23 protein-coding genes are annotated in these 20,734 nt (G+C 68.6%); 17 read left to right on the plus strand and 6 right to left on the minus strand.

The annotated features are described in order from the left end of the window. Positions 1-35: 35 nt before the first annotated feature. Positions 36-605, minus strand: coding sequence for a TetR/AcrR family transcriptional regulator (locus L0C25_RS10865; protein WP_271636511.1), 570 nt, complete (start codon positions 603-605; stop codon positions 36-38). An 88-nt stretch (positions 606-693) separates the two neighbouring features. Between L0C25_RS10865 and L0C25_RS10870 the strand changes: the two genes are divergently transcribed. Both L0C25_RS10870 and L0C25_RS10875 read left to right on the plus strand, forming a co-directional pair. Continuing rightward, positions 694-1,248: an NADPH-dependent FMN reductase gene (locus L0C25_RS10870; RefSeq protein WP_271636512.1), complete on the plus strand. Its 555-nt coding sequence runs from the start codon at positions 694-696 to the stop codon at positions 1,246-1,248. Then, positions 1,245-2,474, plus strand: coding sequence for an SfnB family sulfur acquisition oxidoreductase (locus L0C25_RS10875; protein ID WP_271636513.1), 1,230 nt, complete (start codon positions 1,245-1,247; stop codon positions 2,472-2,474). The genes L0C25_RS10870 and L0C25_RS10875 overlap by 4 nt, the downstream gene beginning before the upstream one ends. 39 nt (positions 2,475-2,513) lie before the next feature. Here the strand turns inward: L0C25_RS10875 and L0C25_RS10880 are convergent, their stop codons facing one another. Next, a complete protein-coding gene (locus tag L0C25_RS10880; protein ID WP_271636514.1) occupies positions 2,514-2,990 on the minus strand; it encodes a carboxymuconolactone decarboxylase family protein in 477 nt (158 codons plus the stop codon). A 163-nt stretch (positions 2,991-3,153) separates the two neighbouring features. On the opposite strand from L0C25_RS10880, the gene L0C25_RS10885 reads away from it, so the two are divergent. The 9 genes from L0C25_RS10885 to L0C25_RS10925 all read left to right on the plus strand — a co-directional run bounded on the left by L0C25_RS10885 (position 3,154) and on the right by L0C25_RS10925 (position 13,044). Then, entirely contained in the window at positions 3,154-4,044 is an 891-nt protein-coding gene (locus L0C25_RS10885) for an RNA polymerase sigma-70 factor (RefSeq protein WP_271636515.1), read from the plus strand. 305 nt (positions 4,045-4,349) lie between these two features. Beyond that, positions 4,350-5,555 carry an outer membrane protein assembly factor BamB family protein gene (locus L0C25_RS10890; protein WP_271636516.1) on the plus strand — a complete coding sequence of 402 codons (1,206 nt, stop codon included), beginning with the start codon at positions 4,350-4,352 and terminating at the stop codon, positions 5,553-5,555. Between the two features lie 17 nt (positions 5,556-5,572). Next, the gene (locus L0C25_RS10895) at positions 5,573-6,358 is read left to right on the plus strand and encodes a GIDE domain-containing protein (RefSeq protein ID WP_271636517.1); all 786 of its coding nucleotides are present in this window, start codon (positions 5,573-5,575) and stop codon (positions 6,356-6,358) included. 56 nt (positions 6,359-6,414) lie between these two features. Beyond that, the gene (locus L0C25_RS10900) at positions 6,415-7,959 is read left to right on the plus strand and encodes a carboxyl transferase domain-containing protein (RefSeq protein WP_271636518.1); all 1,545 of its coding nucleotides are present in this window, start codon (positions 6,415-6,417) and stop codon (positions 7,957-7,959) included. A gap of 2 nt (positions 7,960-7,961) precedes the next feature. Beyond that, positions 7,962-9,947 (plus strand): acetyl/propionyl/methylcrotonyl-CoA carboxylase subunit alpha, encoded by a 1,986-nt coding sequence (locus tag L0C25_RS10905; protein ID WP_271636519.1) that lies wholly within the window; start codon positions 7,962-7,964, stop codon positions 9,945-9,947. Continuing rightward, positions 9,941-10,405, plus strand: coding sequence for a helix-turn-helix domain-containing protein (locus L0C25_RS10910; protein ID WP_271636520.1), 465 nt, complete (start codon positions 9,941-9,943; stop codon positions 10,403-10,405). The genes L0C25_RS10905 and L0C25_RS10910 overlap by 7 nt, the downstream gene beginning before the upstream one ends. Beyond that, complete coding sequence (locus tag L0C25_RS10915) at positions 10,402-10,881, plus strand: VOC family protein (RefSeq protein ID WP_271636521.1); 480 nt, start codon at positions 10,402-10,404, stop codon at positions 10,879-10,881. Before L0C25_RS10910 ends, L0C25_RS10915 begins: the two co-directional genes overlap by 4 nt. 13 nt (positions 10,882-10,894) lie before the next feature. Then, entirely contained in the window at positions 10,895-11,839 is a 945-nt protein-coding gene (locus tag L0C25_RS10920) for a hydroxymethylglutaryl-CoA lyase (protein ID WP_271636522.1), read from the plus strand. A 47-nt stretch (positions 11,840-11,886) separates the two neighbouring features. Next, a complete protein-coding gene (locus L0C25_RS10925) occupies positions 11,887-13,044 on the plus strand; it encodes a hypothetical protein (RefSeq protein WP_271636523.1) in 1,158 nt (385 codons plus the stop codon). Between the two features lie 6 nt (positions 13,045-13,050). Here L0C25_RS10925 and L0C25_RS10930 read toward each other — a convergent pair whose 3' ends face one another. Continuing rightward, the gene (locus tag L0C25_RS10930) at positions 13,051-13,521 is read right to left on the minus strand and encodes a GNAT family N-acetyltransferase (protein WP_271636524.1); all 471 of its coding nucleotides are present in this window, start codon (positions 13,519-13,521) and stop codon (positions 13,051-13,053) included. A gap of 2 nt (positions 13,522-13,523) precedes the next feature. After that, positions 13,524-14,201, minus strand: coding sequence for an EcsC family protein (locus tag L0C25_RS10935; RefSeq protein ID WP_271636525.1), 678 nt, complete (start codon positions 14,199-14,201; stop codon positions 13,524-13,526). Between the two features lie 105 nt (positions 14,202-14,306). On the opposite strand from L0C25_RS10935, the gene aat reads away from it, so the two are divergent. The 3 genes from aat to L0C25_RS10950 are packed head-to-tail and all read left to right on the plus strand — an operon-like array spanning position 14,307 to position 16,226. Next, positions 14,307-14,987 carry a leucyl/phenylalanyl-tRNA--protein transferase gene (gene aat / locus L0C25_RS10940; RefSeq protein WP_271636526.1) on the plus strand — a complete coding sequence of 227 codons (681 nt, stop codon included), beginning with the start codon at positions 14,307-14,309 and terminating at the stop codon, positions 14,985-14,987. 57 nt (positions 14,988-15,044) lie between these two features. After that, on the plus strand, positions 15,045-15,323 hold the full coding sequence (locus L0C25_RS10945; protein ID WP_271636527.1) for an HU family DNA-binding protein: 279 nt from the start codon (positions 15,045-15,047) through the stop codon (positions 15,321-15,323). A 36-nt stretch (positions 15,324-15,359) separates the two neighbouring features. Next, complete coding sequence (locus L0C25_RS10950; RefSeq protein ID WP_271636528.1) at positions 15,360-16,226, plus strand: Fpg/Nei family DNA glycosylase; 867 nt, start codon at positions 15,360-15,362, stop codon at positions 16,224-16,226. 31 nt (positions 16,227-16,257) lie between these two features. On the opposite strand, the gene L0C25_RS10955 is transcribed toward L0C25_RS10950, so the two are convergent. Next, complete coding sequence (locus L0C25_RS10955; protein ID WP_271636529.1) at positions 16,258-17,196, minus strand: PDDEXK family nuclease; 939 nt, start codon at positions 17,194-17,196, stop codon at positions 16,258-16,260. 202 nt (positions 17,197-17,398) lie between these two features. After that, positions 17,399-17,713: a rhodanese-like domain-containing protein gene (locus L0C25_RS10960; protein ID WP_271636530.1), complete on the minus strand. Its 315-nt coding sequence runs from the start codon at positions 17,711-17,713 to the stop codon at positions 17,399-17,401. A 117-nt stretch (positions 17,714-17,830) separates the two neighbouring features. Between L0C25_RS10960 and L0C25_RS10965 the strand changes: the two genes are divergently transcribed. From L0C25_RS10965 to L0C25_RS10975, 3 genes are all read left to right on the plus strand, one after another. Next, on the plus strand, positions 17,831-18,772 hold the full coding sequence (locus tag L0C25_RS10965; protein WP_271636531.1) for a hypothetical protein: 942 nt from the start codon (positions 17,831-17,833) through the stop codon (positions 18,770-18,772). Then, on the plus strand, positions 18,772-19,719 hold the full coding sequence (locus L0C25_RS10970; RefSeq protein ID WP_271636532.1) for a DUF5926 family protein: 948 nt from the start codon (positions 18,772-18,774) through the stop codon (positions 19,717-19,719). The genes L0C25_RS10965 and L0C25_RS10970 overlap by 1 nt, the downstream gene beginning before the upstream one ends. Before the next feature lie 160 nt (positions 19,720-19,879). Beyond that, entirely contained in the window at positions 19,880-20,686 is an 807-nt protein-coding gene (locus tag L0C25_RS10975; protein ID WP_271636533.1) for an alpha/beta fold hydrolase, read from the plus strand. Positions 20,687-20,734 lie beyond the last annotated feature (48 nt).

The following is a 20,734-nucleotide window of genomic DNA, read 5'->3' on the forward strand; positions in this document are numbered from 1 at the left end:
CAACGGATTTTGCCCAGAGCGATCTCGCTACGAGTTCAGCTGCCGGACGCGGCGCGTCCGAGCAGTGCGGCGACAGCCATCTCGGTCAGCAGGTCGCGCATGGCCGGGCGCCCGATCCGCGCGGAGTGCGGAGTCGAGTTGATCAGCCCGAACGCCGCCTGCGCGGCGGCGCGCGCGGAGCGTACGTCGAGCTCCGGTCGCAGCGTCCGAAGCGCAGTGACCCAGAGGTCGATGTACGCGAGCTGCGTCGCGCGTACCGTGTCTTGAATCTTCTCGGGAAGGTTCGCCCACTCGCGTTCCTGCACGACGATCAGCGACGGGTACGTGAGCGCGAAGTCGACGTGCCAGTCGACGAGCGACTGCAGCGACTCGAGCGCGGTCGACGCAGATTCGACCCGGCGGCCGCCTTCGTCGAGTAGCCGGTTGCTGATGTCGACGAGCATCTCGGCGAGGATCGCGTCCTTGCCGTCGAAGTGCCGGTAGAGGGCGGGCCCGGATACCCCGATCGCCGTGCCGATGTCGTGCACCGAGACTCCGTGGAAACCGCGCTCGGCGAACAGGCCGGCCGCGGTGTCGAGAATCTGCTGTTTGCGGCCGTTGCCCATGGGCACACCCTAGACCGCGGGTCAGGTGTGACCGCGGACACGAGCACCGGCTACTTGATAAATCCTACTGAGTTACTAGAGTATGCGTATGGCAGATATTGCATTGCGCGTTATGACGCTCTGCGGCAACCCGCGCGCGGGGTCACGCACATTCACGCTTACGCAGCTTGTGGGTGAGGCGATCGCCGACTCCGCGCGCGGGAGCGGCCTCGGCGTGCGACATACGACGATCGACCTGGCCGCGTACTCCTCGGCACTGTCGACGCCGGCGAGCCGAGAGATCGGCGATGCGGTCGCGGAGGTACGTTCCAGCGACGTCCTGATCGTGTCGACGCCGATCTACAAGGGCTCGTACACCGGTCTCCTCAAGTCGTTCCTCGACGTGTTCCCACACCGCGGCCTCGACAGCGTCACCGCGGTACCGGTGACAGTTCAGGCGAGCCCGGCGCATGTATTTGCGGCAGACCTGCACCTGCGGCCGCTGCTGCTCGACCTCGGTGCGACGACGCCGACGAGTGCGCTCGCGGTGACCGAGGACCAGCTCGAGGGCGCGCCCGACGTCGTACGCGAGTGGGCGATCGACCAGGCACCACTCGCGATCTCCGCGGCTCAGATCCTCAACCGGACAGGGGTTCTCGCGTGACCGCCCAGATACTCACCCGCGCCGTCACGATCATCGGCTCTGACGACGATGCCGTCGCGAGCGCGCGTACGCTCGCCGCGGAGTTCGCTGTCGATGCCGCCGAGCGCGACCTGAACCGCATTCTCCCCGCGGCCGAGATCGACGCACTGAGCGCCGCCGGTCTGTTCGCGATCACCGTGCCCCGTGAGTACGGCGGCGCGGACGTGCGAGCATCGACGGTCTCGGAGGTCTTCCGGCTGCTCGCGACGGCCGACCCGAACATCGCGCAGATCCCGCACAGCCACTTCGTGTACGTGAACCTGCTGCGCCTCACCGCGACGTCGCGGCAGCGTGAGCAGCTGTTTGGGGAGATCCTGTCGGGCGGCCGGCTCGCGAACGCCCAATCGGAGCGGGCGAGCAAGACCGTGCGCGATATCAACACGACGCTCAAGCCCATCGGCTCGGGTGGATTCGTGCTCCAGGGCACGAAGTACTACTGCACAGGGTCGCTGTTCGCCGACCGTATCCCCGTGCTCGCGCGTCTCGACGACCCGAACCACGTGGCAGGGCTCGAGGAGGGCGAGTACGTCGCGTACGTACCGGCAACGACGCCGGGCGTGACGGTCGAGGACGACTGGGACGCCCTCGGCCAGCGGCTCACCGCGAGTGGCACCGTCCGGCTGAACGACGTGCAGATCGCGGCCGAGTGGGTGGTTCCGCGCAACCCGGCGTTCGACCAACCACACAGCTATGGGGCCTTCGCGCAGCTCCTGCATGCCGCCATCGACGTCGGCATCGCCCGCGGAGCGCTGGACGAGGCGGCGACGTTCGTGAACACGAAGAGCCGTCCTTGGTACGAGGCCGAGGTCGAGCACGCCGCGAGCGACCCGCTCGTGATCCAGCGGTTCGGCGAGCTGAGTGTCGAGGTCGCCGCGGCCGAGTCGGTGCTCCGTACCGCCGGGGAGCGCCTCGACCGCGCGTTGGCGATGCCGCACGAGCAGTCGGCGACCGAGGCGTCGATCGCGGTCGCGACCGCGAAGATCCTCGGAGAGAAGGCATCGATCGCGGCGAGCTCGGCGTTGTTCGAGGTCTCGGGTACTCGCTCTGCCGCCGCCGAGCTGAACCTCAGCAGGCACTGGCGAAACGCGCGTACGCACACGCTGCATGACCCGATCCGCTGGAAGTACCAGCACATCGGCCGCCATGCGTTGTCCGGCACCGCGCCGCCGCGGAGCGCGGTCATCTGAGCGACCGGGGTCCGCGGGGCGTCGTCACCGTCGTCGCGGTCAGCTCGGCGGGGCCATGCCGGGCTCGTACGAGCCGCCTCGCTGATGAACGATCACGGCGAACCGGTTGGCGGCGTTGACCAGGCCGACGAGGCTCACCAACCCCGCGATCTGGTTCTCATCGAAGTGCTTGCGTACGTGCTCCCAGGTGTCATCCGAGACGCCCTCGTGCGCATCCGCGAGGCGGGTGCCCTCCTCGGCCAACGCGAGCGCGGCTCGTTCGGCCTCGTTGAAGACGGTGGTCTCGCGCCACACCGCGACGAGACTCAGCCTGACTGCGGTCTCGCCGGCCGCCGCGGCCTCCTTGGTGTGCATGTCGACACACCATCCGCAGCCGTTGATCTGGCTGACCCGCAACGAGACGAGTTCGTGGAGCGTCGTCGGGATGGCTTGGTGGATCACCATCGAGGCGTTGGCGAACCGCTTCATGAACTTACTGGCGACCTCGTTGGTGAACAGATTGAGCCGGGGTTCCATGGTGCGTCCTCTCTCGAATCGAAACGGGATGCCCACAAGACACTGATCGCGCGAAGGTTGTGACGGTCTCGAGGTGTGACCCATGCCACGCGCCTTGCGGGGTAAGGTGGTGGGGTCTTGCGACGTCTGATGGATGACGTCGTCCTACTGGGGGAAAGATCCGATGCTGGACTCGCCGCAAACCGCGACTGAGACGTTCGTGGATCACCGAAAGCTGCTGTTCACCGTCGCGTACGAGATTCTCGGCTCGGCCGCGGACGCCGAGGACGTGCTGCAGGAGACCTGGCTCCGATGGAGTGATGTCGACCTCGACCAGGTTCGGGAGCGGCGTGCGTACCTCGTCAAGATCACGACCCGGCAGGCGCTCAATCGGCTGCGGACGCTGTCTCGGCGCAAGGAGTCGTATGTCGGCCCGTGGCTTCCCGAGCCGCTGCTCACGGCGCCCGACGTCGCCGAGGACATCGAGTTGGCCGACAGTGTTTCGACGGCGATGCTGCTGGTGTTGGAGACGCTAGCGCCGGTCGAACGCGCCGTGTTCGTGCTCCGCGAGGTCTTCGATTTCGGTTACGACGAGATCGCTGAGGCCGTCGACAAGAGTCCGGCAGCGGTACGGCAGATAGCGCATCGAGCGCGCGGACACGTTGCCGCGCGCCGGCTGCGCGAGGTCGTCTCCGCGCACGACACCCGCGCGACGCTCGCTGCGTTCCAGAGTGCGGCGACGACGGGCGACCTCCAGGGACTCCTCGACCTGCTCGCGCCTGAGGTCGTCATGTTGGGCGACGGCGGCGGGCTCAAGCAGGCTGCGCCGCGACCGGTTCACGGGCCGGACAAGGTCGCGCGTCTGGTGGTCGGCGGCTTGGGCAAGGTTTCGGACACGACCCAGTTGCGGGCGGCCGAGGTCAATGGTCAGCCGGCGTTGATCCTGTGGATGCACGGCGAGATCGACACGGTCGTGACGGTGCGCATCGAGCAGGAGGTCATCACCGGGATCTATGCCGTACGCAATCCCGAGAAGCTGTCCCACGTCGGCGCCGAGACGGCGCTGAGCCGCTGAGCTCGCGGCGTCCGCGCTCCGGTACACCGAGACGGATGCGCCATTCCGCTGGTTCGAGTCCGAGACGCGCGTCCTTGGTGAGGTCGCTCACGGGGCGGTCGAGGCCGTGCCCGACCGGTGGTCGTTCCTCCTCGTCGACGCACTCACGTACTAGCGGGCGACCAGCGCACACATGTCGCCGGACTGTTCGCCGTCGAGACGGTGCTCACCAAGCGCTCACACGCCGTGTAAGCGCGGTGAAAGCGCGCCGGGCGACCCTGCCATCAGGGCTTCGAACCGCGAGCCCGATCACGAGAGGAATCCCGATGCGTCGCGTGACCTTCCTGGCACCGCTCGTCCTCGCCGTCGCCTGCGGATGCAGCTCTGCCGACGGCCATCCTGACCAGACAGCGGGTTCGGGGAGCTCGGGCTCGAACGGGTCGGTCGCGTCATCCCCCTACGACGTGACCTGGACGTCGGGACGTGACGCGGAGATGCTGCTGACGGCGGTCGTTTGCGGCGGTGCGATGGCTGGGGGCACCATCGACGCCTCGCGCCCAGTGGTACTCGAGGACATGCGGTCAGGACGCATTGTCCGCCCGAGGGAACTGGCGCTTCGCCCGGACGATGACGGCGGGCTGCCGCCGGTCACGACGTTCACATGCGCCGACACGAGTCGCGGTCCGCGAATCGTCGTCGAACAGACGATGACGTATGCGAGTCAGAAGCGCACGGTACACAGGTTGTCCGGGCTCGAGCCGGGCGGCGAGGTCGCCTGGACTCGCAGGCTCGGCCGATCGGCTGACATCGCCACGATCGAGGGCGGCACCGTCGCGCTGACGATCGGCGGCGACGGTCTGTACGACCGATCGGCGGCCATCGACGCCGCCGACGGCTCGTCGATCGTGACCGACGTGCGTCTCGATCGACTGAAACCGGTATCGACCAACCGCCTTGCGTACTTCGAGTCCGACACACTCGATCCCGTCATCACCGATGCCGAGCGGCGCCCGGTGGCACGCGTCTCGCTGGCCGACCGGATCGAACCGCGCCTCCTCGGCTGGGTCGGTGGCGATGGGATCGCGGTCCTGACAGCCGCGCAGTACGAGATGACCGCGTTCGACGCCGACACCGGTCGGAGGCTGTGGAGCCTGCCCACCGGCGATCCCGGTGCGGGCGAGTCCACGATCGACGTGGAAGCGGGCGTACTCATAACGACAGATTCGCTCCGTGGCGAGGACCTGCCGGCACCGACCGGCCGCGGGCCGAACACGTATGCCGGCATCGACGTCGAGTCCGGTGACGTTCTGTGGCGTTGGAGCAGCGACCTGTCGCCGTCCGAACTGGTGGCGGCAGGCGGCGCGTTCGCGGTCGAACCGTTGGGCGCGGAGTTCGGCGACGGCGAGGCGGTGTTCGACAGCCGAACGGGTACGCCCATCGAGTTGGCCGACGAGGTGGACCCTGTCGCGCTGAGCTCCGACGGGATTCTCGTTGCCGACGGCGCGAAGCTGCAGCTGCTCTCGCGCCGATAACGACGGAAGGGATGCAGATGGGCCTCATCATCGTCGGAGTCGTCGTGATCCTGTTCGCTGCGCTGCCGGCGTTCATGATCGTTCTCGAGCGGCGATCGATTCAGCGCATGACCGTGACCGACACGGCGACGGCGGCAGAGCTCACGGCACTCGCCCGGGCCGCCGTCGCGGCGGGCGGAGGCGGTTCGTTCAACCATCCCGCCGAGGTGAAAGGAGTCGTACGCTTCGGACCGGGCGGCCCGCTGACGTCTCAGCTCACCGATACGAGGTGCGTGTGGTTCCGCCACAAGGTCGAGCGTGAGTTCACCGAACGCCGGGGCGAACGTACGCGCAGGAAGACCGAAACCCTCACATCGAGTAGGAGCGACGAGCCGTTCTACGTCGAGGACGCGACAGGCACGGTTCTCGTACGCCCGACCGTCAACATCGAGAAGGCCCGAAAGGTGATCGACGAGTTCCGCGAACCCGGGCCGGCTGACGGCTTCGCGGCCGACAACGGCGTCCTCCCCATGCTCGGTGGCCTGCTGCTCGGAGCGGGTGCCCGAACAGGCACGATCGGCTTCCGCAGTCGGGAGTGGGTTCTCGAGGAGGGCAGTCGTGTGTACGTACTCGGCGAAGCGACCGATGTCGACGGTGAGGTCGTGATCGGCGAGCCGAGCGACGCGCAGCCGCTGGTGATCTCGACACGTTCGGAGTCCGAGCTGAGCCGCGAGCACGGCCGGAAGGGCGTCGTCCACATCCTCGTAGGGCTGGCGTGTGTTGCCGCCGGCGTGACCCTCGTCGTGCTGGGCGCCACCGGATGAGTTGATCGGCAGGCTCGGACTCGCCAGCGTAGTTAACAACCGTTAACATGGCGACCATGCGTGAACTGGTCGCCGAGCTGCGCGAGCGTCTTGCCGTCGTACGCCAGGGCGGTTCCGAAGCGGCGCGGGCCAAGCATGAGGGGCGAGGCAAGCTGCTCGTACGCGAGCGGGTCGACCGGTTGCTCGACCCGGGTTCGCCGTTCCTCGAGGTTGCGCCGCTGGCCGCGGGTGGCATGTACGACGACGCTGTGCCGAGTGCCGGCATCGTCACCGGCATCGGCCGCATCCATGGCCGCGAATGCGTGATCGTGGCGAACGACGCGACGGTCAAGGGCGGCACGTACTATCCGCTGACGGTGAAGAAGCACCTACGTGCGCAGACGATCGCCGCGGACAACCGGTTGCCGTGCATCTACCTGGTCGACTCCGGTGGCGCGTTCCTGCCGATGCAGGACGAGGTGTTTCCCGACCGCGAGCACTTCGGGCGGATCTTCTTCAACCAGGCCAACCTGTCGAAGCGCGGCATCCCCCAGATCGCCGCGGTGATGGGGTCGTGCACTGCCGGTGGCGCGTACGTCCCGGCGATGTCAGACGAGTCCGTGATCGTCAAGGAGCAAGGCACGATCTTCCTCGGCGGCCCGCCCCTGGTGAAGGCGGCGACCGGAGAGGTCGTGACGGCCGAGGACCTCGGCGGCGGCGACGTCCACGCACGTACATCGGGCGTCGTCGACCACCTGGCGAACGACGACGCCGAGGCCTTGGCCATCGTCCGCTCGATCGTCGACACCCTCGAACCGCCGCGTGCTTCGAGTATCGCGCGGTACGAGTCTGAAGAACCGCTCGCGGATCCGGCCGAGCTGTACGACGTCGTACCCACCGACTCGCGCACCCCCTACGACGTACGCGAGATCATCCGGCGCATCGTGGACGAGTCGCGTCTGCACGAGTTCAAACAGCTCTACGGCGAGACGCTGGTATGCGGGTTCGCCCGCATCTGGGGCTATCCGGTCGCGATCGTCGCCAACAACGGCATCCTGTTCTCGGAGTCCGCTCTCAAGGGTGCGCACTTCATCGAGCTCGCCAACCAGCGCGGCGTCCCGCTCGTCTTCCTGCAGAACATCACCGGCTTCATGGTCGGCAGGGAGTACGAGAACGGCGGCATCGCCAAGGACGGCGCGAAGCTCGTCACGGCGGTCGCCAGCTCGGTCGTGCCGAAGTTCACCGTCGTGGTCGGCGGCTCGTTCGGCGCCGGCAACTACGGCATGTGCGGGCGCGCGTACGACCCGAGGTTCCTGTGGATGTGGCCGAACGCGCGCATCTCCGTCATGGGCGGCGAGCAGGCCGCCTCGGTGCTCGCGACCGTGCGTCGTGACGGCCTGGAGGCGCGTGGCGAGGAGTGGCCGGCCACCGACGAGGAGGCGTTCAAGGCACCGATCCGTGACCAGTACGAGCAGCAGGGCTCGCCGTACTACTCGACCGCCCGACTCTGGGACGACGGCATCATCGACCCCGTCGACACCCGACGCGTACTCGGCATGGGGCTCGCGGCCGCGGCGCACGCGCCTGTCCCCGAGCCGTCGTACGGTGTCTTCCGGATGTGATCATGAGCCACCACTCGTTCAGCACCGTCCTCATCGCCAACCGCGGTGAGATCGCCGTGCGCATCGTCCGCGCCGCACGCGCCGCAGGGCTGCGCAGCGTGGCGATCTTCTCCGATGCCGATCGCGATGCCCAGCACGTACGCGAGGCCGACACCGCCGTACGCATCGGCCCGGCCGAGGCGGCGCAGTCGTACCTGTCGATCGATGCGGTGATCGACGCCGCTCTGCGCAGCGGTGCGGAGGCCGTGCACCCGGGCTACGGCTTCCTGTCCGAGCGGTCCGCGTTCGCGCGCGCGGTCACCGAGGCGGGCCTCGTCTTCATCGGCCCCGATGCCGGTGTCATGGACGCGATGGGCCGTAAGGACCACGCGCGCGAGATCGCCGTGCACGCGGGCGTACCGGTGGTGCCACGGTTCGACGAAGACGGCGCCGAACCCGATGCGGCCGACTACCCGGTGCTGGTCAAGGCCGCGGCCGGCGGCGGCGGCAAGGGCATGCGCGTCGTACGCGCGCCCGGCGACCTGCCCGAGGCGGTCGCCGCCGCGAAGCGCGAGGCCGCCTCCGCGTTCGGCGACGACACCCTGCTGATCGAGAAGTACGTCGAGCGCGGCCGCCACATCGAGGTGCAGGTCATCGCCGACCGGCACGGCAACGTGCTCCACCTGTACGAGCGCGACTGCTCGACACAGCGGCGCCACCAGAAGGTGCTGGAGGAGGCGCCGGCACCGACGATTCCGGCGGCCGTACGCGAGACGGTGACCGCATCGGCGGTGGCACTGTGTCGTGCGGTCGGCTACGTCGGCGCGGGCACCGTCGAGTTCCTGGTCTGGGGCGAGAACGCCGCGTTCTTGGAGATGAACACCCGGCTGCAGGTGGAGCACCCGGTCACCGAATTGGTAACAGGGCTCGACCTGGTCGCGTTGCAGTTCTCCGTGGCCGCGGGCGAGGTGTTGCCGATGAGCCAGGCCGATGTCGCGTGCACCGGCCACGCGATCGAGGCCCGTGTATACGCAGAAGACCCATATCACGACTTCCTGCCGCAGGCCGGCATCGCCGAGCTCGTACGCTGGCCGTCGCCGGACCGCGCTCGAGTCGACGAGGCACTGCGCTCGGGTCAGGAGGTCGGCACGGCGTACGACCCGATGCTGGCGAAGATCATCGTGCACGGTCCGACCCGGGAGGCGGCCCGTCGCAACCTGGTCGCGGCGCTCGACGAGACGGCGGTGTTGGGACTGACGACCAACGTGGGGTTTCTCCGCCGGCTCGCCGCCAGCGACGCGTTCCGCGACGCCGAGATCCACACCGCATGGCTGGATGCCGACCCGGGCGGGCTGACCACCCGCGAGGCGATGCCCGCGAGTGTCCTTCCGATCGCCGCCTGGGCGGTCGCCCGGGTGAGCGTTCCGCGCGAAGGGGGCCACCCTTTCGGTACGGCCGACGGTTGGCGCCTCGCGGGTGCGCCCGCGCCGGTGCCGGTCGAGCTCGCGTACGACGGCGAGACCGTGACCACGTACGTCGACCCGATCAGCGGGGTCGTGACGACGGCCGACGGGCGCTCGACCCGAATCGGTCTCGTAGAGCGCGCGCTTTCGCCATCCGGGCAGGTGGAGCGCGTACGCCTCGACGTGGACGGCGTCACGCTCGATACCACGATGCTGGTGCATGCGCATTCGATCACCGTGACGCTCCGCGGGCACCCGTGGACGTTCCAGCGGCCAGATGCATTCGGTCCCGGTGCCGCCGACGACGCCGGCGACGCGGACGTACCAGCGCCGATGCCCGGCACTGTGCTCTCGGTCGGCGTCGAGGTCGGCTCAAATGTCAAGCAGGGCGACGTCCTGGGCGTCCTCGAGGCGATGAAGATGGAGCTTGCGCTCAAGGCGCCGTACGACGGAGTGGTGTCGCTCGTGCATGCCGAGGCGGGCAGCCAGGTGACGTTGGGCGAGGTGTTGTTCCGGGTCGACGCGGCTACGGTGGAGGCATGGTGAGCGCGTCCGAGGACCAGAACCGCCGGATGCTGCGTGCTCGCGATGCGATGGACCGGTCGTACGCCGAGCCGCTCGACGTACCCTCCCTCGCCCGTATTGCGTACGTGTCCGAGGCGCACTTCATCCGCACTTTCAAGGAGACGTTCGGCGAGACTCCGCACCGCTACCTGCAGCGGCGCCGGATCGAGCGGGCGATGTGGGACCTTCGCGCGAGCGGCAAGCCGATCACCGATATCGCACTGGCGGTCGGCTTCACCAGCCTGGGTACGTTCAGCCGTACGTTCCGAGAAGTTGTGGGCGTCTCGCCGAGCGAGTACCGCACGCGGACGGCCGGAGACGTCGGCCCCGCTCCGACGTGTTTCCGGATGGCGTGGCAGCGGCCGCGCGAGCGCCACGGCGAAGCGAGCAGTTTCGGAGAAGCGGACCCGGTCGCGCCCGATCTAGTGTCGAGGTCATGACGAACTTCAACGCAATCTCGCACTCTGCCATCTACGTCACCGACCAGGACGCAGCTCTCGAGTTCTATGTCGGCAAGCTCGGCATGGAGGTCAGCGCCGACGTCGACCTCGGTGTCATGCGCTGGCTCACGATCTGTGTCCCGGGCGACGACCGCCATGTGCTGTTGGAGACGCCTGGCGGCCCCGGTCCCTCCGCCGAGGCGGCCGACCAGCTGCGCGACCTGCTCAGCAAAGGCGCGCTCGGGATGGCGTTCATCCTCACTACCGACGACTGTCGGCGCACCATCGCCGAACTCGAGTCCAAGGGCGTCGAGGTCACCCAGCAGCCGACGGAGCAGCCGTACGGCATCGACGCCGGCATCCGTGACCCGTTCGGCAACTACCTGCGGATCACCCAGCCTGCAGCGGTGATGGGTGAGTTCACTCCCGAGGTACTGGAGAAGTACAAGGCCGACACCATGGGCATGTCCGACTGAACCTGGAGCAGCGATGACCCGACCTCTGCCGATGGTGGTGCCGCCCACCGGACTACCCGCTCGGGTGACGATCTACGAGGTCGGGCCGCGCGACGGCCTGCAGAACGAGTCGGCGATCGTGCCGGTCGAGGTGAAGGCCGAGTTCGTACGCAGACTCGTCGACGCCGGGCTGCCGATCGTCGAGGCCACCAGCTTCGTACATCCGAAGTGGGTGCCGCAGCTGGCCGATGCGGCCGACCTCGCTGCCCGGCTCGATCTCGAGGGCGCGGTGCCGCTGCCGGTGCTCGTACCCAACGAGCGTGGTCTCGATCGGGCGCTGGAGGCGGGCTCGAAGCACATCGCGATCTTCGGCAGCGCGACGCAGACGTTCGCGGAGCGCAACCTGAACTCCGACCTCGAGACGCAGTTCGCGATGTTCGAGCCGGTCGTGTCCCGTGCCCTCGCCGAAGGGCTCGACGTACGCGCGTATGTCTCGATGTGCTTCGGCGACCCGTGGGAGGGCGCGGTGCCGATCGACCAGGTCGTCCGCGTCGGCAAGCGGCTGCTCGACCTGGGCGCGTCGCAGCTCTCGATCGGCGACACGATCGGCGTCGCAACCGCCGGCCATGTCGGCGCGCTGATCGACGCGTTCGGTTCCGCGGGAGTCGACGTCGACCGGCTCGCGATGCACTTCCACGACACGTACGGCCAGGCCCTCGCCAACGCGTACGCCGCGCTGGGCAAGGGGATCACCACGTTCGACGCGTCGGCGGGCGGACTCGGCGGCTGCCCGTACGCCAAGAGCGCTACCGGCAATCTCGCCACCGAAGACCTGGTGTGGATGCTCGACGGTCTCGGCATCGAGCACGGCGTCGACCTCGACGCGATGGTCGAGGCGAGTGCCTGGATGGCGAAGCACCTGGGCCGACCGAGTCCGTCGGCCGTCGTACGCGCGCTCGCGGATCGGGCGACAGACTGACCGGCGTGACGTGAGGGCCGCGAACACCGAGCGGTAACCTTGCCGCCATGGCGAAGGTATTCCTGCATGTCGGGGCACCGAAGACCGGCACGTCGATGGTGCAGGAGCTTCTGTACAACAACCGCAAGGCGCTGGCCGATCGCGGCATCCTGTACCCCGGTCGCCGCCGCGATGCGCACTTCATGGCGGCTCTGGACCTGCTGGAGCGTACGTGGGGCGGGCTCGAGGTCGACGCGCCCGGGTCGTGGGACTACCTCGTCGGTAAGGCGCAGAAGTGGAACGGCACCGTGATCATCTCGCACGAGGTGTTCGCGGGCGCGACCGAGGAGCAGGCCAAGCGTGCGGTCAACTCGCTCGCCGGGTCCGACGTGCACATCGTCTACTCCGCCCGCGACCTGAGCCGACAGGTACCGGCGGAGTGGCAGGAGCAGGTCAAGCACCGCAAGAAGCACAAGTACGACGCGTTCCTCAAGGATCTTCGTCGCGACGAGCCGCAGAGCTACAGCAGCCGGTGGTTCTGGGCGGTGCAGAACTGGCCGGACGTACTTCGCCGGTGGGGTTCGGAGGTTCCGGACGAGAACGTCCACCTGGTCACCGTGCCGCCTCCGGGTGCGCCGCGGGCGCTGCTGCTCGATCGGCTGATGACGCTGTGGGGCATCGAGTCCGAGTGGCTGACCGAGGAGTCCGATCGCGCGAATGTGAGCCTCGGCGCGGTCGAGACGACGGTGATCCGCAAGCTGAACAAGCGAAACCCGCCGACCACGTACGAAGGGCCGTACTACCGCGAGTGGGTACGCGAGCTCCTCGCACACCGCACGCTCGCCGGCCGCGACGGTGCGCACCGGCTGATCCTGCCACCTCGACACCGCGACTGGGCGCGCGACCTGACGTCGGAATGGATCGACGAGCTGCGCGGGCACGCGTACGACGTGCGGGGTGACCTCGACGAGCTGCGCGTGGTGGAGGACCAAGGCGAGTTCGTCGATCCCGACCAGGTGGGCCCGGGCGAGCAGCTCAGGGTCGCGCTCGACGTCATCGACACCCTCCTCGCCGAGCTCGTGCACGAACGCGAGCGCGGCGCAGGCGCAGCCCGCGAGGCCGAGCAGCGTGGTGAGGCGCGCGTCCAGGAGGTCGTGGCCGCCCATGCGCGCCGCCGGCGCATACGCCGCTTCGCCGGGCGGGTACGACGCAAACTGCGCTTCTGAGCACCGTCAGGCGGAGTCGGTGATCGGCTTGACCCACCGCCGCCAGTCGTCTTGCTCCGTGTAGCCCGCGGCGCCCCAGACTCGCTGTCCCAGCTGGTTCTGCTCGAGCACCATCGCGTCGATCCGGGTGCCGCCGAGATCACGAAGGCGCTGCTCCGCGTGCTCGAGCAGCAACCGTCCGACTCCCTGCCGACGGGCGTCCGGGTGTACGGCGAGCCGGTAGAGGTGACACCTCCAGCCGTCGAATCCGACAATGATGGTGCCGATGACCCGATCTGTCTCGTCGACCGCCAGCAACAGTGCATCGGGATCGCGTGCGAGCAGTCGGCCGACGGCGTCGCGCGTGTCGGACGGCCGACCGGCGTTCTCCGCTGCGATCGACCACAGCGCGAGGACGCCACCCACATCTTCTGCGGTGGCGGGGCGAAGGCGAACAGCAGCCGCCGCCGAACCATCACGATCGGCCGTGTAGACCACGTTCAGACCCTTCTCTCGTGCAGCTGCTCGCGCGCGTACGTGCCGATCTGGTACGTCGAGTAGGCGTCGGTCGCGGCGCCGACACCCCCACCCAGCACGGGGATTCGGCGACTGACGACGAGCGCGGCCCGCCTACCGGTGACCTTGGCGAGCAGCTCCGTCGTGACGTGCCGGGCGACCGTCGTGTCGAGCTCCGGATCGTGAACGGGTGACGTCGCGATCGCCATCGGGGTGCCGGGCAGCTTCTTCTTCTTGATCAGCTCGTTCACGCCGTCCTCGCCGAGTAGGCAGGCCAGGATCGCGTTGCGTACGCGAGCATCGTCGAGGTCGTACCCCCGCAGGTGGGCGATCGCTGCGACGAGATGCGACTGCAGGAGGGCGAGACCGGTGACGTTCGCCGGGATGGACACCGCAAGCGTGATGCCGCCCCCGATGTTGGTCGCAAAGCCCTGCATGCCCGCGTACCGGACGTGCTGGGCGACGGCCGCGTCGATCGCGTCCTCGACATCGCCCTTGGCATCGACGAGTCGCGCATCGGCCGAAGCGCCGGCGGCCTTGATCGGGCCGTATCCGTCGATCGCTCGTTCGAGGATCTCGCGTACGTACCCGGAGGTGACCTTCGGCGCGATCTTCTTGCCGATCGGTGTGATGCCCTTCGCGGCCATCCGTCCAACGCCCATGTATGCCTTCCAAATGCGGGATGCGACACCGGAAGCGTACCGATCGCGCGCAGACTCGGCCTACGTCCCGGGCTCGTGGACCTTCGAAGGTTACGCTGGCGCGCGATGCCGCCCGTCTTCGATCTGCCCCCGTCGCGCTGGACGTTCGACTCCGCAACGTGGCCCGCGGAGGACTGCGTCGCGGCGGGTGCGGACCTCGAGCCGCAGACGATCCTCAATGCGTACTCGCGCGGCGCGTTTCCGATGCCGGTCGAGGAGATCGAGCCGATGTTGTGGTGGTCACCAGTGACGCGGGGAGTTTTGCGGGTCTCTGACGCTCATGTCAGCAGATCGCTGCGCCGCTCGCTCAATCGGTTCGAGATCACCGTCGACCGATCATTCGGCGAGGTGATCGATGCATGTGGTGATCCGCAGCGTCCCGGAGCCTGGATCTCCGAGTCGATTCGCGACGCGTACGTACGCCTGCACGATCTCGGATGGGCTCATTCGATCGAGGCCCGCACCCACGACGGAGTGCTCGCCGGAGGCGTCTACGGCATCGCGATCGGCGGTCTCTTCGCCGGAGAGTCGATGTTCCACCACGTACGCGACGCGTCGAAGGTCGCTTTGATGGGCCTGGTTTCCCTGCTCGACGACGAGCATGCGGGCGAGCGGTTGATCGACGTGCAGTGGCAGACGCCGCACCTTTCGTCACTCGGAGTAACCGAAATGCCCCGAAATGCGTACTTAGAGGCCTTGCCAACGGTCTGTTCGGTGCCCTTACCGCGAGCCTTCGCAACGTCGTGAGGGTACGACGCCTATGATCGTTCGTGTTTTGCACTCGAATCTGTCGAAGGAACCCACATGAACCGCTCTGAACTCGTCAACGCGCTGTCGGAGCGCACCGGCCGCACCAAGGCCGACGCCGACGCATTCGTGACCGCACTCGGCGATGAGCTGATCGCCGCCGTCGGCAAGGGCGACAAGGTACAGATCCCGGGCCTGCTGACCGTTGAGCGCGTCGAGCGCGCCGCGCGGTCCGGCCGCAACCCGGCGACCGGTGAGCCGCTCGAGATCCCTGCCGGATTCGGCGTCAAGGTCAGCGCCGGGTCGAAGCTGAAGTCGGCCGCAAGCGGGAAGTAACCCGACTCCGGCCGCAGTCTGCGGCACACTGGGGTAGTGCCCGAGCTTCCTGAAGTCGCTGCCCTGGTGGCCGACCTGCGACCTCGACTCGAGGGGCGGGCGATCGTCAACGCGCACCTGACCGCGTTCAGTGCGCTGAAGACGTTCGACCCTCCCCTCGACGCGTTCAGGGGACTTGTCGTCGACGGCGTGGACCGTCACGGCAAGTTCCTCGACATCGAGGCCGCGGGGCTCCACCTCGTCATTCATCTGTCCCGCGCCGGCTGGGTCCGCTGGAAGGACGCCATGCCCGCGAAGCCGCCACGCCCCGGCGGCAAGGGACCGCTCGCGCTCCGGGTCGTACTCGACGACGACTCCGGCTTCGACGTCACCGAAGCCGGGACGCAGAAGCGGCTGGCGGTGTACGCCGTCCGCGACCCCGCGGACGTACCCGGTGTCGCCCGCCTGGGCCCAGACCCGCTCGGACCCGAGTTCACCCGCGAGGTGTTCGCGCAGATCCTGCGCGACGCCGGGCGTGCGCAGATCAAGGGCGTGCTACGTACCCAGCAGACGATCGCCGGAATCGGCAACGCCTACTCCGACGAGATCCTGCACGTGGCGAAGATGTCACCGTTCAAGCCGGCCAGTGCGATCGAGGGCGACGTCGTCGACGAGCTGTACGCCGCGATCGACTCGACCCTGCGCGATGCGATGGAGCGGTCGGAGGGCGTCGCGGCGGCCGAGCTGAAGAAGGAGAAGAAGTCCGCCATGCGTGTGCACGGGCGTACCGGCGAGGCGTGCCCGGTCTGCGGCGACACGGTGGCCGAGGTGTCCTTCGCAGACTCCTCGCTGCAGTACTGCCCGACCTGTCAGACCGCCGGCAAGAAGCTCGCCGACCGGCGGATGTCGAAGCTGCTGAAGTAGGGCGTCCGACCACCGCGGTGCCCTTCGGCGCTCAACCGCGCCAGCCGCCGAGGCGTAGGGCGCGACACACCTGATCCCAGACGCGATCCGGTTCGTGGCGGACGGCGTACGAGCTGAAGATCAGCAGGCGAGGACCGGCGATCACGATCTCGTTCGCCCGCATCAGGTCCGCCTCCCAATTGAGGACGCGCATGTGGGGAATGCCGTGGATCTCGACGGCAACGTCATGCTGTCGCCATTCGATGTCGACGAATAGCCTGCCGTCTGGGCGACGGCGCACGACCTGCTGGCTTGGCGGAGGAGCGCCTTGACGGGTGCAGATCCGTACGAAATCTCCTTCAGGCAATGACTGGGTGCCACCAGCGGCGTCCAGCGTCGACTCCATGATGAGCCCGTGGTGCTGCCCGTTCGGCCACGTCGCGAGTCGTGCGATCAGGTCGTCGGGTCGTGCGAGTCCCTGCTGAACGACGGAGAGGATCAGCGCCCGGGCGAGCCGGGGCGGTCGTGACCAGGCCGCCTCGTTGAGAGCACTACGGGCAGGTCGAGTGCGCACTGGGACCTGCAAAGGGTGCACATCGTCGTCACCGAGGTGCTCCGACCAGTGGACGTCGACGTCTCGGTTGCTCGGCCGACGAGCACCTGCTGGGACGATGATCCGGGGCCTGGCGTCCACGGATTCGAACCCGGCGAAGCCGTCCTCTCTTAGTGCAGTGAGGCCACCGAGGACCGACCGGGGAGGGCCCGACAGAAGGGCCACCATTCGCCTCTCGGACTCGAGGATGGGTCCGTTGTGCACGACGATGACGCCTCGGCACGGGCGCTGCCATCGGTGCTTGTGGAGCTGGTTGATGACGAACGGCTTGCCGAATGCGATGGAGGCCTGCGCCGACGTGACGACTCGACGCTGGTCGCGCTCAATCTGGGTCCAGCCGGGTGGGTCATCGATGCGTTCGGTACGAGTCAGGTTCACACCTGCACTGTGCGTGTCGCCCGGCCCCGCGGGCCGTACCGCAGGTCGCCGCTGTGGAGAACCACGACTCTGTGGACGAATCCCGGCCTGGATCGGCGCGGAGCGCCCTGGACAAATAGACATTTGTTACGCCCTGGCCTAACAAATGTCTATTTGTTAGGCCGGCCAGCGGGCAGAGCGGTCGCCGCCCGAGTGGATGCGGCTACACCACCGGCCGCCCGGCCCGCTGCCAGGCGATCATGCCGCCGTCGAGGTTGACGGCGTCGTAGCCGCGCTGGACGAGGTAGCCGGTCGCCTGCGCGGAGCGTCCGCCGACGTGACAGATCGCGAGCACCTGCTTGCCGTCGGGCAGCTCGTCGATCCGTGCGGGCAGTTCCCCGAGCGGAATGTGGACGGCGCCATCGACGTGACCGCCCTGCCACTCGTTCTCTTCGCGTACGTCGAGTACGACGACCGACTCGGGCAACGGTTCGGGTACGCCCTCGACCTGCACGGTCGGGATCGAGATCTCGTTCATGGTCCCATCATGCCCATGCGTGTCGCTCGGTCGCGCCGTCGGTCGCCGGACGGTACGCGCGGACGGTGTCTCCGATAGGCTGCGTGGCGACAGCGCCGGGATGAGAAGGGCCGACCGATGCAGAACAACGATCCGAACACGCCTAGCGGCGGGGGCGGACGTCCGCAGCAGCCATGGCCTGGTCAGGGCGCTCAGCCGCAGTACGGCCAGCAGCCGGTGCAGTCCCAGGGTCAGCCACGCGGTCAGGTCCCGCCCCAGTACGCCCAGCAGCAGTACGCCCAGCAGCAGGGCGGCTGGTCCGAGCCGCCCGCCGGCGACGAAGGCGGCTCCTCCAAGCTCGGTGTGATCGCGACCATCGTCGGGCTGCTCGCGGCGCTCGCGGCGATCGTCTATGGCGCGTTCGCGGCGATCATGCGCCGCGGCGTCTTCGCCGACCTCGCCGACGACGCCGGTTCGGTCTCGGAGAGCGACGCCTCCGACAGCGACAAGCTCGACATGTACATGATGTACGGCGCCATCGCCCTCGTTGTCATCGCCGTGCTGCTCTGGCTGTTCGCGACCTCCTCGGGGCGCCGCGGCCGCTCCGGACTCGGGTTCACCGGGTTCGGTGTGCTCGTCGTCGGCGCGATTGCCGCCGGCGTCGGCGCGTACCTCACCTCGAGCGACGAGGCCGACACGATCGCGAACGGCTACATCGCCGTCGGCGGCGGCTTCGTACTGATGGGCGTCGGGCTCCTCCTCGGCGCCGTTGCGCTGCGTCAACCCGGAGCGACCCCGACACCGACCGAGACCGGCGACGCCGGCCGGCCCGAGCCGACGACGCCGTTCGTCCAGCAGCCCAACCCGTACGCGCAGCAGCCGCCGCAGGGCGGGCAGTACGGCCAGCAGCCGCCGTACGGACAGCGCCCACCCCAGCAGGGCCCGTACGGACCACCGCCGCAGCAGGGCGGACCCTACGGCCAGCCGCCCCGGCCGCCTCAGACGGGCCAACCGCCGCAGACCGGCCAACCGCCACCCGGCGGCCAGCCCGGCAATCCGTACGGAGGCCAGGGCAGCTGATGGCGAAGCGAACGCGGCGACGGGTCGACCAGCCCGCGACGACCACCACCGATCCCGATGCGCCGTCACCCCGCCAGCCGTGCCCGTGCGGGTCGGGGCGCCGCTACAAGAACTGCCACGGGAGCGCCAACGCGAGCGCACCCTTCGTGGCCCGTACTTTCGAAGGGCTCCCGGGCGAGTGCGACTGGATCGCGCTGCGTGAGATCGTCCCCGCCGCGACGGCGGCGATCACGCTGCGTTCCGACGGCGACCGTTCGGTGCAGGTGTGTTCGCTGCTTCCGATGGCCGCGCCCGCGCTCGTACGCCCCGACGGCACGGTGTGGCTCGGCCTGCAGGTTCAGCACAACTTCGGCGACGTGAGCCGCGATCTCGCGGCCGTGCTGGAACACGCACTCGAGACCGAGCCGGGCAGCACCGTCCAAGCCGTCGAGGATCCCGGGCCGGGCCGCCGGATGCAGGACCTCGTCGACCCCGACGCGGGGTTCGACGTCCAGGTGCACGACGGTTTCGACTTCTGGATCGCCGACGTCGACGACCCGTCCGGCGAGGTGGCGGCGTCCCTGCAGGCCGCAAACGACGCGGCGGCGCCGACCGCGCGGCTGACCAGCGTCGACGCGGCGTACTGGACCCAGATGGGCGATCGCCGCTACCTGCGCTGGGTGCTGCCGCATACCGAGAACACCCTTCTCGATGCGCTCGCCCGGCTCCATGCCGCCGGCGACGACCGGCTGGGTGACGGCACCCGGTTGATCGGGTCGTTCCGCGCCCACGGCGTTCTCGTACCCGTCTGGGAGCTCGAGGGCGACGTCGGCCCCGAGGCGCTCGAGGATCCGGCCGACGCGTTCTCCGGGCGGCTCGCCGAGGCTCTCGACGACTCGTCGACGCTGAGTAGCGCGGAGCGTTCGGCGCGGGCGGGGCTCGCGAACCGGCAGCTCACCATTCGTTGATCACATTTTCGTGAGATCGTGTTGAGCACTTGCACAAGAGTGACCGCTCAACTAATCTAGTTTGTACCCCGGTCGTCGTTGTATCCCCCGTCAGCGACGGCCGGGGCTTCCATGTCTCCGGGCCCGTCGCGGGCGCGTCCGGATCTGACAAACTCACCCCATGTACGCGAGCGAACACGGCTCCGGCCTGCCCCTGATGCTCTTGCACGGCTTCTTCGCCGATCACCGACTACTCTCCGTGATCGATGGGGACGTGTTCGACGGACGCCCCGGTTGGCGACGGATCTACGCCGACCTGCCGGGCATGGGGCAGTCGCCGGCGGGCCCGCACATCGACTCGACCGACGCGGTGGCGCGGGAGGTGGCGGAGTTCGTCGACGACACGCTGGGAGATCGGCCGTACGCGGTGCTCGGCCAGTCGTACGGCGGCGGGATCGCCCGCTACCTGGCAGCGCATCATCGCGATCGCGTACGCGGGCTCGCGCTGCTGTGCCCGATGATTGGTCCCCATCCGGACGTCCGGCAGGTGCCGCCACGGACCGTACTGCGGCGCGATCCCGCGCTCATTGCCGGTCTTTCGCCCGAGGACGCGGCGGACTACACCGAGGTGGCCGTCCTCGAGTCCGCCGAGACGTGGGAGCTGTTCCGCGACTCGATCCTGCCGGGCGCGCGGGCGGCCGACGAGGTTGCGCTCGGGCGGATCCGACAGCGGTACGGCCTCTCGACGTACCCGGAGTCGACCGTGCCGCCGTACGCCGGTCCCACCGAGATCATCTGCGGGCGACAGGATCACGTCGCGGGCTACCGCGACGCCGTCGACGCGCTCGAGCATTACCCCCGGGCGAACGTCAGCATCATCGACGGGGCGGGCCACAACGCGCACATCGAGCAGCGCCAGACCGTCGCCGCACTGATCGGTGGCTGGCTCGACCGGGTACGCGAGACCTGGGACGTGCACGCCCCGTGAGCCGCACCTTTGGGCCCCTGAAATCGCGAAACTGGGGCCGAAACGTGC

The organism is Solicola gregarius (assembly GCF_025790165.1).
In the GTDB taxonomy this organism is placed as follows: domain Bacteria; phylum Actinomycetota; class Actinomycetes; order Propionibacteriales; family Nocardioidaceae; genus Solicola; species Solicola gregarius.

Excerpts from the sequence above, each read along its gene's own strand:
- L0C25_RS10915 (WP_271636521.1), top strand. The coding sequence starts at position 10,402 with ATGACGAACTTCAACGCAATCTCGCACTCTGCCATCTACGTCACCGAC.
- L0C25_RS10925 (WP_271636523.1), top strand. The coding sequence starts at position 11,887 with ATGGCGAAGGTATTCCTGCATGTCGGGGCACCGAAGACCGGCACGTCG.
- L0C25_RS10890 (WP_271636516.1), top strand. The coding sequence starts at position 4,350 with ATGCGTCGCGTGACCTTCCTGGCACCGCTCGTCCTCGCCGTCGCCTGC.
- L0C25_RS10900 (WP_271636518.1), top strand. The coding sequence starts at position 6,415 with ATGCGTGAACTGGTCGCCGAGCTGCGCGAGCGTCTTGCCGTCGTACGC.
- L0C25_RS10920 (WP_271636522.1), top strand. The coding sequence starts at position 10,895 with ATGACCCGACCTCTGCCGATGGTGGTGCCGCCCACCGGACTACCCGCT.
- L0C25_RS10970 (WP_271636532.1), top strand. The coding sequence starts at position 18,772 with ATGGCGAAGCGAACGCGGCGACGGGTCGACCAGCCCGCGACGACCACC.
- L0C25_RS10885 (WP_271636515.1), top strand. The coding sequence starts at position 3,154 with ATGCTGGACTCGCCGCAAACCGCGACTGAGACGTTCGTGGATCACCGA.
- L0C25_RS10905 (WP_271636519.1), top strand. The coding sequence starts at position 7,962 with ATGAGCCACCACTCGTTCAGCACCGTCCTCATCGCCAACCGCGGTGAG.
- L0C25_RS10870 (WP_271636512.1), top strand. The coding sequence starts at position 694 with ATGGCAGATATTGCATTGCGCGTTATGACGCTCTGCGGCAACCCGCGC.
- L0C25_RS10960 (WP_271636530.1), bottom strand. The coding sequence starts at position 17,713 with ATGAACGAGATCTCGATCCCGACCGTGCAGGTCGAGGGCGTACCCGAA.
- L0C25_RS10880 (WP_271636514.1), bottom strand. The coding sequence starts at position 2,990 with ATGGAACCCCGGCTCAATCTGTTCACCAACGAGGTCGCCAGTAAGTTC.
- L0C25_RS10895 (WP_271636517.1), top strand. The coding sequence starts at position 5,573 with ATGGGCCTCATCATCGTCGGAGTCGTCGTGATCCTGTTCGCTGCGCTG.
- L0C25_RS10865 (WP_271636511.1), bottom strand. The coding sequence starts at position 605 with ATGGGCAACGGCCGCAAACAGCAGATTCTCGACACCGCGGCCGGCCTG.
- L0C25_RS10965 (WP_271636531.1), top strand. The coding sequence starts at position 17,831 with ATGCAGAACAACGATCCGAACACGCCTAGCGGCGGGGGCGGACGTCCG.
- L0C25_RS10935 (WP_271636525.1), bottom strand. The coding sequence starts at position 14,201 with ATGGGCGTTGGACGGATGGCCGCGAAGGGCATCACACCGATCGGCAAG.
- L0C25_RS10945 (WP_271636527.1), top strand. The coding sequence starts at position 15,045 with ATGAACCGCTCTGAACTCGTCAACGCGCTGTCGGAGCGCACCGGCCGC.
- aat (WP_271636526.1), top strand. The coding sequence starts at position 14,307 with ATGCCGCCCGTCTTCGATCTGCCCCCGTCGCGCTGGACGTTCGACTCC.
- L0C25_RS10975 (WP_271636533.1), top strand. The coding sequence starts at position 19,880 with ATGTACGCGAGCGAACACGGCTCCGGCCTGCCCCTGATGCTCTTGCAC.
- L0C25_RS10910 (WP_271636520.1), top strand. The coding sequence starts at position 9,941 with ATGGTGAGCGCGTCCGAGGACCAGAACCGCCGGATGCTGCGTGCTCGC.